This window comes from Pseudomonas sp. NFACC04-2 (assembly GCF_900119265.1).
GTDB classification, from domain to species: domain Bacteria; phylum Pseudomonadota; class Gammaproteobacteria; order Pseudomonadales; family Pseudomonadaceae; genus Aquipseudomonas; species Aquipseudomonas fluorescens_AA.
The window spans coordinates 89,202-102,144 of record NZ_FPJC01000002.1; the positions used below are offsets into that span (position 1 = coordinate 89,202).

Here is a 12,943-nt window from a genome sequence, read left to right on the forward strand (position 1 = left end):
GCGCATCGCGACCAGGCAGCGTTCGACTTATTGCTGGCCCTCGCAATTGACCATCCAGGCGACTCCGAAACGGTCTTCGAACATGGCAAAGCGTTCCGCCCAGAAGGTCTTGCCCAAGGGCATCTGCACGTGACCGCCCTCACTCAAACGCTCGAACAGCCGCTCGGCCTCCTTCACGCTGTCGACATTGAGGGAAATCGATACGCCTTGTGGCTTGCTATACGGCTGGCCCGGCGGGCAGTCGGACGCCATCAGGCTGAAATTGCCCACGGTCAGGCAGGTGTGCATGATCAGATTCGCGTCCTTGGGCATGCCGACGTCCTCAGGCGCCTCGGCATAGGACATGGAAAACAGATCGCCGCCAAGCACGTCCTTGTAAAACGCAAAGGCTTCCTTGCAGCGGCCGTTGAAGGTCAGGTAAGGGATGATTCTCATGCTGGGTTCTCCTGTCGTGGGCGTCACGATTGACCGGCCATCTGCGCCCGCAAGCGTTCTTCCTGCTCGCGCAATTCCGGGGTAAAGGACTCGCCGAACTCCTCGAGTTCGAAGACCTGGCGGATTTCGATTTCGCTGTCGCTGACCATCGGGTTCGGGCAACGCTTGACCCAGTCGATGGCCTCCTGCAATGACTGGACCTTGAAGATCCAGAAGCCGGCGATCAGCTCCTTGGTCTCGGCAAAGGGCCCATCGACGACAGTCCGGTTCTTGCCGGAAAACTGCACACGCACGCCTTCGGCACTGGGATGCAGGCCCTCACCGGCAAGCATCACCCCGGCCTTGACCAACTCTTCGTTGTAGGCGCCCATGGCGGCCAGCAGTTCTTCGCTGGGCATTTCTCCGGCGTCCGACTCCGGGCTGGCCTTGACGATCACCATAAATCGCATGCTCGTATCTCCTGAGAATGGCCACCCTTGTGGCGGCTCTACGGACTAATCGAATGGCAATGGTGGAAATCGACAGGTCGACGCCATTATTTTTCGATAGATCGCTGGTAGCCTGGGCGCCCAGGCTCCCCTGCCGTGAAGTCACGTCCAACGCTCAGGGATTCCACTGGAATCGATAGATGTCTCGATAACCATTGCTTGGGTCGTACAGGAGCTTCGTCCCGCCGTCCAAGGTGATATTGTCGGCGTTGACCAAGTGAACCGGTGCCACGAAGCCGCTCACCGGCTGGCCAGCCATCAGTCGGTTCAATTCATCGATCACTTGCCAGCCATGCACATTGAGCGGTTCGGCCACGGTGACGGTCTGGTAGTTTTTTTCCTGTATGCGCAAGAACGCCGAGGCGCTACCGTCACCGGCAGACAACAGACTGATGCCGTCGCGGGGTATCGCGGCGCTGGCCAAGGTGGCAACCGCATAGTCGAAATAGATATCGTTGATGGCCAGCGTATGGGTCCAACGCTTGCCATGGCGCTGAAGCAGTTCCGTGGTGATCGCCGGCATCTTCTCGCGACTTTCGGAGATCGCGACATCGCGCACCTCCAGCAACGAGCACTCCCGACAGGCTCGAATGACGCTTTCCATGGCCTTGGCTTTCGCCATCGCGATGCTGTACCTGGAGTCGGTCAGGATCACCACTCCGGCCTTTCCGTTCGACTGCGCCACTGCCGCCATTGCCGTGACGCGAGCCACTTCCAGCGGGTCGGTCGTGACGTTCATGGCCATCGACGTGCCAACAATCGGCCCGGGGCGCTCCCCGGCGTGCCAGCCCACCATCGGCACGCCCTTGTCGGCGAAGACGGCCAGCGCCGCCTTGTTTTCAAGGGCATCGGCGCCACACAGGATGAGCCCATCGGGGTTCGCCGCCAGGGCATCGGCAAAGGCCTTTGCACGGCCGGCCGAGGATCCTGCGCCATCGAATACCCTCAGCGTCCAGCCCATCGCCTTGGCAGCCTCGCGTGCGCCCTGGGCGACGCCGACAATGCCGCCGTTGCGCATATCTTCTGCGACAATGACGATGCTCTTGCCGCGCTGGGCGCGCGGGCCGGACTCAGGACCGCTCCAGGGAACGGCGCCGAGGGTGGCCTTGGCCACCATTTCCTGCGCTTGGGTCACCGTCACCGTAGTGTCCGTCGCGGCTGGCAGGTTCTGGCCATACCCGGGCATTGCCGTGAAAAGACAGAACATCGTCATTGAAACTCTCCGGAGCAACCGGAACCTGGTCAAACAGGTTCGATCGCCGCGTGAGATGCCGGGTCTGGAGCCGATGGCGCGATCATAATGTGACATGGCGTCTCTTTTTTATGGATGCAGCGTTTACGTTCGGTGTCCGCAAGGATAGTCGGCTCTGCTGTCATCGGCCCGAAAGGGAAATAGCAAGTTTGTAACATCCTTCCTGTCCCGGCCCTCACGAGAGATGAGATGAGATGACACTTCCTCCATTGCACAGTTTCAAGGTATTCGAAAGCGTGGCCCGCTTGGGCAGCCTGGCGGCGGCCGCGGTGGAGTTGCATGTCACCGTCGGCGCGGTGAGCCAGCAAGTCAAAGCCCTGCAGACCAGCCTCGGGGTGGAGTTGTTCGAAAAGCGCGGCCGTCAGCTGGTATTGACCAGCAACGGTCGCCAACTACAAAAGCGCGTTGCCAACGCCATGAGCGAGATCAGCGACGCGGTGGACGCCTTGCGCAGCGGGAACACGGATGAACCGGTACAGGTCGAAATCACCTTGTCCATTCCCCCGGCCGAAGGCGTGGAATGGCTCACCACGGCACTGCTGCGCTTCATGGAAGCCTCCCGCTCAGTGCGAATGAACGTGATCACCGCAGCGGGCATGCCGCAAGTGGACTGGCGCCGCGCCGATGTAGCAGTGGTCTATGGTACGCCGCCCTGGCCAGGCTTATGGTGGCGGCTGCTGCATGGCATTTACATGACTCCGGTGTGCAGCCCACGATACTTGCGCGGTACCCAAGCCATTCACGAAGTCGCAGACCTGGCACGGCACCGACTGCTCCACGAAGACGATGGAAGCCAGTGGAAGCAATGGCTGGTCGAGGCCGGCTTCAGCCGTGGCGGCGTCGAGGATATCCACTTCGAAGACTTCGGCATGGTCTTGCAGGCCGCGCGGGACGGTTTTGGTGTGGCGCTGAGCGATGAACTCGTTTCCGCCCGGGACCTCGATCAAGGGCGCCTGGTACGGCCACTGCCGATCTCGGTGCAAGCGGTGCACAACTACTACGTAGCCTGCTCCGAGGCGACCCGTCAACGCCCGGAAATCCGCGCATTCATCGACTGGTTGCTGACCACCAGTGGGCAGTCCGATCAGTAGCCGTAACCCCGGCCGTCGTTGAAACGGATGTTGGTGAGGATGCTGATGTCCTTCTCCACCATATAAAGCTCGGAGCTCTTGATCAGTTCCGGATCGCTGAAGGCTTCACCCTTGGCGCGCCCGGCCTGGATCTGGACCATTTTGTCGCGGATCGCCCGCACATCGGCATAGGTCATGGCCGGTACCTGGGTCGGGTCCTCGCCAGCGTGGGCACCATAGATGGCGGTCTGTTGATCAATCACCTTCAGTGTGGCGTCCAGAGAAGCGACGTAGTCCTTCAGGTTCCCCGCCAACAGCCAGGACGGATAGAGGTGGTCCCCGGCCAGCAGGATGTTGTGCGTCTCATCGTAAAGCGCCACTTCGTCCGGTGTGTGACCCGGCACGCTCATCAGGCGCACCTTGAGACCGCCCAGGTCAATCGTCTCGTCTGGCTGTATCAGCCGTGCCACCTTGAAAGGGGGCACGACCATGTGATCGATGTTGCCCAGGTAGACCGGCTCCGGTACGTGGTAGAGGCTATCTTTTCCTTTGAACCGACGCGTGAACGGCGTATCCACCAGGTAGATGCTCTGAAAGTTATGCAGCCCGCCGAGGTGGTCGAAATGCAGGTGTGAAGGCAACATCGAGAGCGGCTTGTCAGTGATCCCGCGCGCTACTTCAGTTATGTCTTCCTTCTGGTTCGCCCCCGAATCAAACATCAATGCCTGGTTCGTCCCCACCAGCAGGTAGGAAAAGTTTTTCTGGTAGTAGTGGGGTTCGCCGATGGCGTAGAGGAAGTCCGTCAGCTTGTGTACCACGAATGCCGGACTGGCCGCCTCGGGAACGCCCTGCGCCTGAGTGACGAAGGGAATGCCGAGCAGCGTGAAACCAGCAAGAGCGAAGAGTTTGACGAGCGAGCGCATGGACTGCAGACCTTTTTAATCGAATGGATGGGCGACAGCGCAATGTTGTCGTCCCTATCTCACCGTCTACGGTTCCGCCCATCAATGGACGATTTTTAAAGCGGGATACTTCAAGGCAACTAAAGCATCCAGCACGCGTATCGGAAAAATCGCGGGAGATTTCCTGGGCCTTGCGGTTCATGAGGCACGGATCTCCTTCGCCGAGAACGTCTTCTACGCGTTCGAGGACAGCAGGATCCGCGAGGTCTGGTCGAGTATCGACAAACAAGCGATCGAAGCTCTGCCGGAAAACCAATCCAAGAGGCAATTGTTCTCGACATCCATTATTCGACGCACCACGAAGTGAGGCCCCTGGCGAGCGCATAGTCTGTGAGCCACCTTGGAGGAGATGGCGATGACACACACCCGTTTTTTTGGAAAAACCGTACTGGCCTGCACGTTCATCCTGGCGATGATCGGTTGGGGAATCGGCTTCTATGGCCCACCGATTTACATGCAGGCGGTCATTGAGCGCACGGGTTGGCCAATCGCCCAGGTCTCGGCTGCCGTGACCTTGCACTTTCTCAGCGGCACGGTGGTCATCGCCAACCTGCCAAGACTTTATGCACGCTTCGGCATCCCCGCCGTCACCTTGCTTGGCAGCATCGTCCTGGGCATCGGCGTGAACCTCTGGGCGCAGGCCAACCAACCTTGGGTGCTGTATGCCGGTGCCGTCTGGTCGGGTATGGGCTGGGTGACATTGGGTGCCGCGGCCGTCAACACTCTCATCGCGCCGTGGTACGTCAAGGAAAGACCCAAGGCCTTGGGCAAAGCCTATAACGGCGCCAGCCTTGGAGGCGTGATCTTTTCGCCGCTGTGGGTGTGGCTGATCGAGCGTTTCGGATTTGCCCCGGCGGCGGCGCTGATCAGCGTCATCGCCGTGCTGCTCATAGGCGCTTTCGCCTTTCTGGTCTTCAACAAAAACCCACAAGGTCTGGGACAACATCCCGACAATGCAGCCCCGCCGGAATCCGTGCCAATCAGCGCCAATGCTACGCCATGGACCACCATGCAGACGCTCAGGTCGGCCAGTTTCCGCACCCTGGCAGCCGGCATGTCCTTGGGGCTGTTCGCCCAGATCGGCTTGATCGCGCACCTGTACTCGATCCTGGTGGGACGCATGGGGGCGTATGACGCCTCATTCGCCATGGGCCTGGCCACCGCCAGTGCGATAGGCGGGCGATATGTCGCCGCACGCTTGATGACCCAAGGTATGAATCGCCGACAGCTGGCTTGCCTTGGTTATACCGTCCAGATGCTGGGCACGCTGATGCTTCTGGGCCTGGACCTTCACCCGACAGCGGCCTGGATAGCCGTGGTGCTGATCGGTTCGGGCATTGGCAATGCCACCTCCTTGCCGCCGCTGATAGCACAGGCTGAGTTCAGCCGTGAACACACCGCCAGGGTGATCGCCCTGATGGTTGCGATCAGCCAGGCCACCTACGCCTTCGCCCCGGCCTTTTTTGGCCTGTTGCGCGCCGCCTTCACTGATCCGAATCACGCCATCGTCGCTGTCGTGACAGCAGCGGTCATCGTGCAGGTGCTGGCCATTTTGTCGTTCTCTCGGGGCATCCCCGCTCGCCCCTTCAAGAAAACCGTTTTCTGACCTTCACTTGGGCACCTCGCCTTCCTGCAGGAGACGCATCAAACTGACCTGCGCATCGTGGTACAGCGGCAATAATCGAATGCTGTCATCTGAAAGAAGCACTTGATAGCCGGTCTACTTCCCTCCGGTCACATCCAGGAAGGTCCCCGTCACAAACGAAGCCTGCGGCCCCGCCAACCAGAGAATGGCCCGCGCCACCTCCTCCGGCTGGCCGCCACGGCCCATGGGGATCGTGTCCTTCACCCGGTCGACTCTGCCCGGCTCTCCCCCACTCGCATGCATCTGGGTATAGATATGCCCGGGGCGAACGCAGTTGACACGAATACCCTCCCGGGCTACTTCCTTGGCATAACCGGTCGTGAACGTTTCAACCGCCCCCTTGGACGCTGCGTAGTCCACGTATTCATTCGGGCTACCGAGGCGGGCTGACGCCGAAGAGATATTGATGACCGCACCGCCACGCCCGCCATAACGGTAGGCCATGCGCCGAGTCGCGTGTTGCGCGCAGAGCATCGGGCCCAAGGTGTTGACTGCAAAGACTCGCTGCATGCGCTTGAAGCCAAGATCTTCCAAGCGAGATTGGCGGGCCAATATCGAAGCGTTGTTGACCAGCACATCTATTCGTCCGAAGCGCAGGTCAAGGGTGGCGAAGAGTTCGGCGACCTGGGCTGGGTCGGCGTTATCGGCACGCACCGCCAAGGCACTGCTCCCCCTGGCCTCGACTTGCGCTGCCACCGCCAACGCCGACGCCTCATCGGCGATGTAGGTCAGCACGACGTCGTAACCTTGCTCAGCGGCCAACAGGGCGGTCGCCGCCCCGATCCCGCGCCCGCCTCCGGTGATCAGGATCACGGGTTTTTGCGAACGGTCATTCATGGTCAATCCTCACAGCCAAATGAAAAAAGCAATGTCAGCCGATCACCAGCGTACCGAGGGCAATGACGGCGCAGGCCAACAGCTTGCGCAAGGTCAATGCTTCACCAAGAAATGCGTACCCGATCAAAGCGGCGAACATGACGCTGGTTTCGCGCAGGGCGGACACCGCCCCCATCGGGGCATGGGCCATGGCATAGATCACGACGCCGTAGGCCAGCAATGAAACCAGCCCGCCAGCGACGGCCACGGCGATACCTGGCCGCAAGGCAAAGAGGCTTCTGGCATCTCGCAGTCCGATATAAACCAGGGGCATCATCACGCCCCACAACAGGCACATCCAGGCGGTGTAGGCCATGGGCGCCCCGGAGAGGCGAACACCTATGCCATCGACAACGCTGTAAGCGGCAATGAAAAAACCGGTTCCCAGTGCATAGGGCAAGTCAGGTAGCGCCCGCCGGCGCCCGGTATACGCCAGCGAAAGGATTCCGGTCGACACCAACGCAATACCTAGCAGCCCACTCGGCGCCACACGCTCACCCGCGAACAGCGAAGCGGCCAGGACAATCAGGATCGGGGATACACCGCGGGCGATTGGATAGGTCTGGCCCAGGTCACCAGACTTGTAACTGCGCACCAGGAACAGGTTGTAACCCACGTGCAATACAGCAGAGAGTCCGATGCAAAACCAGCTGGCACGGGCGGGTAGCTCCAACAGCACCGCCACGACGACGCTCGCCAAGGCTATCGCCACGCACATGATGGTCATGGACCACAAACGGTCGGCCCCCCCCACGCAGCATGGCATTCCAGCTGGCGTGCAGCAGCGCGGCGAACAAGACGAGGCAGATGATGTGTAAGGACATGCATCATCCTAGAACGATCGAGTCGCGCTAAAAAAGCGAAGTCTCTTCATCCCTGCATGAGGAAAACCTCATGTATAAGCGTGCTGAGCGTCCAGGGCCTGGGTAACCAGCCAACGACGAAAGCGGGTGATATGAGGCTGAGTCTCGATCCCTTTGGGGCATACGAAGTAATACGCCAGAGGCGATGCACACGGCAGCTCGAAAAGCCTTTCAAGACGGCCGTCATTGAGTTCGGCTTCGACATGCCCGCTGCGTGCCAGCGCGATACCTTGTCCCAAGAGCGCCGCCTCGATGGTCATATTGGTATCTGCGTAGCGGATGCTTTCCTTCAAGGTCGTGACCTCGACGCCCACCTGGGCAAACCATTGCTCCCATTTCGGTACCAACGCTGCGCCATCGCGCGTAAGCAGTGGATAGCGCAGCAATTCGGCGGCCGTTTGAGGCGTACCAAAGCGTGCAAGCAATGCCGGGCTGGCGACTGGGAAAATCTGCTCGCGGAACAGGAATTCTGAAAACAGCGAAGGGAAATGCCCGTTGCCCAGGCGGATAGCCACGTCCGGGTCTGTCGTCGAGAAGTTGATGGGGCTATCGGTGCTGTCCAGGGTAAGCAGGATTTCCGGATGCGCTTGCGCCAAATCAGGAAGCCTGGGCAGCAACCACTTCAAGGCGAAAGAATAGGTCGTGCTCACGCTCAACCGCTGCCGCCCGTTTTGCTCGCGCAAATCGGCCAGGGTGGCCTCGAGCTTCATGAAGAACTCCCGCACGATGGGCGCAAGCGCTGCGCCCGCCGAGGTCAGGTGCAGCGAGTTACCGCGATGAAACAGTTGCAGTCCCCAGAGCTGTTCCAAATGCTTGAGCTGGTGGCTCACTGCGCTCTGTGTGACATGCAACTCCTCTGCCGCCGCAGTGAACGTGGCGTGCCGCGTAGCGGCTTCAAAGGCGCGCAGGCTCGAAGAAGGAGGCAGGTTTCGCATGATGTTCCCTTCTATGAGTAAACGTTCATGCTAACGCCTTTGCCACTGTCGTTGTAGGCAAGCTGAGCAGCGACGGGCTCGCTGGCGCTGGGTCAGCCTGCAGTGCGGTTTTGAATGTGCCGACAAGCTCGGCTCCCACAGGGTCTTCCACAGAGGTTTCCGGGTGTTTATGGGCCTGCGTTCACCCTTCCCTTGCGCGCGGATGGCGCCAAGTTATTGGCATAAAAATCGATTAAATAAAAATATATTAATACAGCGACAGTTTCCCGACGCGCGGTACCAACGTGCCATTGCTGGCGATTTGAATCAAAGCTCATTATCCGCAGGCAACCCCCCGCTACAGGTTAGGCCAGCCCACCTGGACTACAGGCTGTAATCACTCGCATCGCGCAAGGGAGCAATACTGAGATGATGACTGTTTACTTTGTTGTGATGACGATCTGCAGTGGCATTGAAGGCTGTATCGAGGAACGAAAACCAGGGCCTACCTTTGCGACCAGGGCAATGTGTATGGAGACGGCCAGAGTCATGGCGCCGCGCAAAGGTGTGAAGTTCAAATGTCGCAGCGAGCGTATGTGGGTGGTCGAGACACCGCCAATGGAAGGCTACGGCAAAATCGTCTCCACCAAGAGCACAGTCCAGCCTTAGCACTACGGCTGTTTCGCCGACAACAGAGGTTCATCGGCAGCTCGGCGCAGGGGCCCGGCGGCTGATGGTCTAGAAAATCGAATGACGTCATGCAAGCATTGAAAACACACTCACCCGGCTCAGAGCTTGGCTTTCGCCAAATCCGCAATCAGAAAATCCCTGAATGCACAAACCGCTGCCGGTAGATTGCGTCCAGCCATGCTTTGCAATTCGATGCGCCGCGCATGCATGCCTTCATCGAGGATTGGCAAACATTGCAATGCCTTGTCCGCCACCTGCTTGTGCAAGGTCATTTCGCTGGCCAGGCTGATGCCCCCCTCTTCGCGGACGAAGCTATAGAGCGAGGCAACGTAATTGGTGGTCAACACCGGGTCGAACAACAACCCCTGGACACCGCAACAGATGTCGAACAGTTGCCGTATCGTGGTGTCGGCCTTGGGTAACGCAATGGGCCAGGGTTGCAACTCAGCGAGGCTGACCGCTTCACGCCCGGCCAAAGGATGAGCGTTGGAGACCACGGCAAAAATCGCCCCGCTCAGGACATGTTCGACCTTGATTTCCCTTTGCGGTGTCAGGCTGAAGGTCATCGCCAGATCGGCTTCGCCGGAGCGAACCTTCTCGGTCGCTTCGGCAGGCGCACAGACCTCCAATGTGAAATGAATGCCCTGATACTCACGCCGGAACGCGCTAATGGTCCTGGGCATGTATTCCAGCGCAAAGCCTTCCGAGCAGGCAACACGCACATGACCTCGTTGCAAGCCATGCAGCTCGGTAATTTCCAGCACCACCTGCTCGGCCTCAAGCTGCGACTTGCGCGCATAAGCCGCCAGTCGTGCCCCCGCCTCGCTCAGCACCATGCCCCGAGCACGACGCTCGAACAGGCTGGCATCCAGGGCCAACTCAAGCTTGGCAATCTGCCGGCTCACCGCTGACGCCGCGACGTTCAGCCGTACCGAGGCTTCGCTGATCGATCCGCATCGCGCCACTTCAAGAAAATAGCGCAGTGCCGTGGACTGCACACCATATAGTTGCATCGGCGCCCCCAAGGATTGCCTTTTCGGCAAAGGAAGTATCGAAATATTATTCTTGTGGCATTGATAGCCTTTCCCTACATTCGTGTCCAGATCAAAAAAAATACGACCTGTTTTTTTACCCTCCTTTACGCGTTTGCGATTCGCTGCCCTTTGATTCAACCACTCTCGCCAACGGAGACGACGGCATGGGCATCAAAGGTTTCGCCTGCACTATCGCGCTGATGGGCATCATCAGCAGTTTTCCGGCTCATGCCGGTAAAGCCAACGACACCCTGGTTTACGCTTCCGACAGCGAACCTGAAAACATCAGCCCCTATCACAACGATCTGCGCGAAGGCGTGATTCTCGGCCGGCTGATCTGGGACAACCTGATCTACCGCGATCCCAACAGCGGCGAATACAAGCCCATGTTGGCCACCCGCTGGACACAGGTCGACGACACCACCATCGACTTTGAGCTGCGCAAAGGCGTCAAATTTCACAACGGCGACGCCTTCACCGCCGACGACGTGGTGTTCACCCTCAACTACGTGGTGTCGCCCGAAGCGAAAGTCGTGACCGTGCAAAACGTAGACTGGATCAAGAGCGCCGAAAAAACCGGTGACTACAGCGTCCGCCTGTACTTGAAGAAGCCTTTCCCTCCGGCACTGGAATACCTGTCCAACGCCGTTCCGATGTTCCCCAAGCAGTACTTCGAGAAGGTCGGCTTGGCCGAATTCAGCCGCAAGCCAATCGGTACCGGACCGTATAAAGCCGTGTCTGTGGTGGCCGGCGAAGGCGTGACCATGGAGATCAACAAGGACTACTTTCCAGACAGCCCACAAGGCAAGCCCCATATCGGTCACCTGAAATTCCGAGTGATCCCGGATGCAGAAACCCGCCTGGCCGAGTTGATGACCGATGGTGTCGACTGGACCTGGCGTGTGACCTCGGATCAGGCAGTCGACCTCAAAGGTATGCCGAACCTGACCGTGACGAGCGGCGAAACCATGCGCATCGGCTTCCTGATTCTTGATGCTCGGGGCACCTCCACTGAAAACTCGCCCATGAAAAACCTCAAGGTGCGCCAGGCCATCAACCATGCGATCAACCGCAATGCGCTGGCCACGCAATTGGTGGGGGGCGAAGCCAAACCCCTGCAGGTGGCCTGTTATCCAGGCCAGTTCGGCTGCGATACCAGCGCGGCGACGGTCTACGACTACAACCCGGCCAAGGCCAAGGCACTGCTCGCCGAAGCCGGTTACCCAAATGGCTTCGAGACCGAAATCTTCGCTTATCGCGACCGTGATTACGTCGAAGCCATCATCGGTAACCTGCGCGCCGTGGGCATCAACGCCAAGCTGCGCTTCTTGAAGTACGCCGCCCTGCGCGATCAACAACGTGGCGGCAAGGTGCCCATGTCGTTTCAGGCCTGGGGCTCGTTTTCGATCCTCGACACCTCGGCGTCGGCCGGCACCTGGTTCAAGGGCAACCCGGACGACAACATCAAGGATCCGCAAGTCCAGGGCTGGCTGCAGACCGCCGACAACGCCCTCGACCCGCAACTGCGCAAGGACAACTACCGCAAGGCGTTGCAGCGCATCAGCGAACAGGCGTACTGGGCGCCGCTGTTCAACTACTCGATGAACTACGCCTACACCTCCGAACTGGCGTTCACGTCGTACCCGGACGAGCTGCCGCGTTTCGTTCAGTCCAGCTGGAAGTGATCCGCAACCGAGCGGATTGATCGAGAGGTGCCGTGGCTTGCGGACCAACCCGCACCACGGACACCTCCTCACACCTGCCATCCATTGGATATGAGGAAACTTGCCATGCTTGGATTCCTTCTGCGCCGGCTGGGCATCGCTATTTGCGTGGCCATTACCGTGTCGGTGATCAGCTTTTCTCTGTTGCACCTGTCCGGCGACCTGGCCACGGCCATTGGCGGACCGGAAGCCACCAGCGAACAGATCGAACAGATCCGCGTGCAATACGGTTTGAACAAACCGCTACCGACCCAGTACTTCAACTGGCTGGGTGATTTGCTGCGGCTGGACCTTGGCAACTCCTTTTTCTTTCAGGAATCGGTCTACAACCTCGTCGCCAGCCGCTTGCCAATTACCCTCGGTTTAGGAGCCATGGCGCTGGGCATCGCCTTGCTGGTGGCGATTCCACTGGGCGTGCTGGCCGCGGTCAAACGCGACACCTGGATCGACCGACTGGCCTTGAGCATTGCGGTACTGGGTCAGGCCATGCCCAGCTTCTGGTTTGCGCTGATGTTGATCGTGGTGTTCGCGGTGACGCTCAAGTGGCTGCCGGTGTCCGGCAATTCGACCCTGCTGCACTTCGTCATGCCGGCCATTGCCTTGGGCTACTACGCGACGCCGGCGATCATGCGCCTGACCCGTGCAGGCATGCTTGATGTGCTCAGTTCCGACTACATCCGCACCGCCCGCGCCAAGGGCCTGCGCCCTGCCCGCGTGTTGTTCAAGCACGCACTGCGCAACGCCTTGATTCCGGTCGTCGCGCTGGCCGCGGTGGAGTTCGGTTTCATGCTCGGCGGTTCGGTGGTGATCGAAACCGTGTTCTCCCTGCAAGGCATCGGACAACTCGCCTGGGACGCCATCGCCCGTGATGACTTTCCGGTGGTACAGGCCGTGGTCCTGCTGATTGCGGTGATCTACATCATCCTCACCTTGCTGGCCGATGTGCTCAACGCACTGCTCGACCCGCGCATTCGTGTGCGCTAGGAGGCT

The 12,943-nt window shown here is 59.6% G+C and carries 12 protein-coding genes and 1 pseudogene; 5 read left to right on the forward strand and 8 right to left on the reverse strand.

Features of this window, described 5'->3' with window-relative positions:
- Window positions 1–27: 27 nt before the first annotated feature.
- The 3 genes from BT125_RS02700 to BT125_RS02710 form a co-directional block, all read right to left on the reverse strand.
- Window positions 28–435, reverse strand: coding sequence for a VOC family protein (locus tag BT125_RS02700; RefSeq protein WP_072405064.1), 408 nt, complete (start codon window positions 433–435; stop codon window positions 28–30).
- A 23-nt stretch (window positions 436–458) separates the two neighbouring features.
- Window positions 459–884, reverse strand: coding sequence for a YciI family protein (locus tag BT125_RS02705; protein WP_072405065.1), 426 nt, complete (start codon window positions 882–884; stop codon window positions 459–461).
- Window positions 885–1,038: 154 nt separating this feature from the next.
- Window positions 1,039–2,058 (reverse strand): substrate-binding domain-containing protein, encoded by a 1,020-nt coding sequence (locus BT125_RS02710; RefSeq protein ID WP_072405375.1) that lies wholly within the window; start codon window positions 2,056–2,058, stop codon window positions 1,039–1,041.
- A gap of 311 nt (window positions 2,059–2,369) precedes the next feature.
- Between BT125_RS02710 and BT125_RS02715 the strand changes: the two genes are divergently transcribed.
- Window positions 2,370–3,266, forward strand: coding sequence for a LysR substrate-binding domain-containing protein (locus BT125_RS02715; protein ID WP_072405066.1), 897 nt, complete (start codon window positions 2,370–2,372; stop codon window positions 3,264–3,266).
- On the opposite strand, the gene BT125_RS02720 is transcribed toward BT125_RS02715, so the two are convergent.
- Entirely contained in the window at window positions 3,260–4,168 is a 909-nt protein-coding gene (locus BT125_RS02720; RefSeq protein ID WP_072405067.1) for an MBL fold metallo-hydrolase, read from the reverse strand. The two genes, BT125_RS02715 and BT125_RS02720, sit on opposite strands and share 7 nt — an antisense overlap.
- Window positions 4,169–4,316: 148 nt before the next feature.
- Between BT125_RS02720 and BT125_RS28305 the strand changes: the two genes are divergently transcribed.
- Both BT125_RS28305 and BT125_RS02730 read left to right on the forward strand, forming a co-directional pair.
- Window positions 4,317–4,514: an ester cyclase gene (locus tag BT125_RS28305; protein WP_371857785.1), complete on the forward strand. Its 198-nt coding sequence runs from the start codon at window positions 4,317–4,319 to the stop codon at window positions 4,512–4,514.
- Between the two features lie 48 nt (window positions 4,515–4,562).
- Window positions 4,563–5,813, forward strand: a complete 1,251-nt coding sequence (locus tag BT125_RS02730) for an MFS transporter (protein WP_072405068.1) — start codon at window positions 4,563–4,565, stop codon at window positions 5,811–5,813.
- Between the two features lie 114 nt (window positions 5,814–5,927).
- Here the strand turns inward: BT125_RS02730 and BT125_RS02735 are convergent, their stop codons facing one another.
- From BT125_RS02735 to BT125_RS02755, 4 genes and pseudogenes are all read right to left on the reverse strand, one after another.
- Window positions 5,928–6,689, reverse strand: a complete 762-nt coding sequence (locus BT125_RS02735) for an SDR family oxidoreductase (RefSeq protein WP_072405069.1) — start codon at window positions 6,687–6,689, stop codon at window positions 5,928–5,930.
- A 34-nt stretch (window positions 6,690–6,723) separates the two neighbouring features.
- Window positions 6,724–7,552 (reverse strand): annotated as a pseudogene (locus tag BT125_RS02740) (EamA family transporter).
- A gap of 68 nt (window positions 7,553–7,620) precedes the next feature.
- On the reverse strand, window positions 7,621–8,526 hold the full coding sequence (gene gcvA / locus BT125_RS02745) for a transcriptional regulator GcvA (protein ID WP_072405070.1): 906 nt from the start codon (window positions 8,524–8,526) through the stop codon (window positions 7,621–7,623).
- A 767-nt stretch (window positions 8,527–9,293) separates the two neighbouring features.
- Entirely contained in the window at window positions 9,294–10,208 is a 915-nt protein-coding gene (locus tag BT125_RS02755; RefSeq protein WP_072405072.1) for a LysR substrate-binding domain-containing protein, read from the reverse strand.
- Between the two features lie 185 nt (window positions 10,209–10,393).
- Between BT125_RS02755 and BT125_RS02760 the strand changes: the two genes are divergently transcribed.
- A complete protein-coding gene (locus BT125_RS02760; protein ID WP_072405073.1) occupies window positions 10,394–11,914 on the forward strand; it encodes an ABC transporter substrate-binding protein in 1,521 nt (506 codons plus the stop codon).
- Window positions 11,915–12,019: 105 nt separating this feature from the next.
- Entirely contained in the window at window positions 12,020–12,937 is a 918-nt protein-coding gene (locus BT125_RS02765) for an ABC transporter permease (RefSeq protein WP_064053624.1), read from the forward strand.
- The last annotated feature ends 6 nt before the right edge of the window (window positions 12,938–12,943 follow it).

Bases quoted from the DNA above. Each gene is read 5' to 3' on its own strand.
- BT125_RS02760 (WP_072405073.1), top strand. From the start codon at position 10,394: ATGGGCATCAAAGGTTTCGCCTGCACTATCGCGCTGATGGGCATCATC.
- BT125_RS02715 (WP_072405066.1), top strand. From the start codon at position 2,370: ATGACACTTCCTCCATTGCACAGTTTCAAGGTATTCGAAAGCGTGGCC.
- BT125_RS02730 (WP_072405068.1), top strand. From the start codon at position 4,563: ATGACACACACCCGTTTTTTTGGAAAAACCGTACTGGCCTGCACGTTC.
- gcvA (WP_072405070.1), bottom strand. From the start codon at position 8,526: ATGCGAAACCTGCCTCCTTCTTCGAGCCTGCGCGCCTTTGAAGCCGCT.
- BT125_RS02720 (WP_072405067.1), bottom strand. From the start codon at position 4,168: ATGCGCTCGCTCGTCAAACTCTTCGCTCTTGCTGGTTTCACGCTGCTC.
- BT125_RS02700 (WP_072405064.1), bottom strand. From the start codon at position 435: ATGAGAATCATCCCTTACCTGACCTTCAACGGCCGCTGCAAGGAAGCC.
- BT125_RS02755 (WP_072405072.1), bottom strand. From the start codon at position 10,208: ATGCAACTATATGGTGTGCAGTCCACGGCACTGCGCTATTTTCTTGAA.
- BT125_RS02705 (WP_072405065.1), bottom strand. From the start codon at position 884: ATGCGATTTATGGTGATCGTCAAGGCCAGCCCGGAGTCGGACGCCGGA.
- BT125_RS02735 (WP_072405069.1), bottom strand. From the start codon at position 6,689: ATGAATGACCGTTCGCAAAAACCCGTGATCCTGATCACCGGAGGCGGG.
- BT125_RS02765 (WP_064053624.1), top strand. From the start codon at position 12,020: ATGCTTGGATTCCTTCTGCGCCGGCTGGGCATCGCTATTTGCGTGGCC.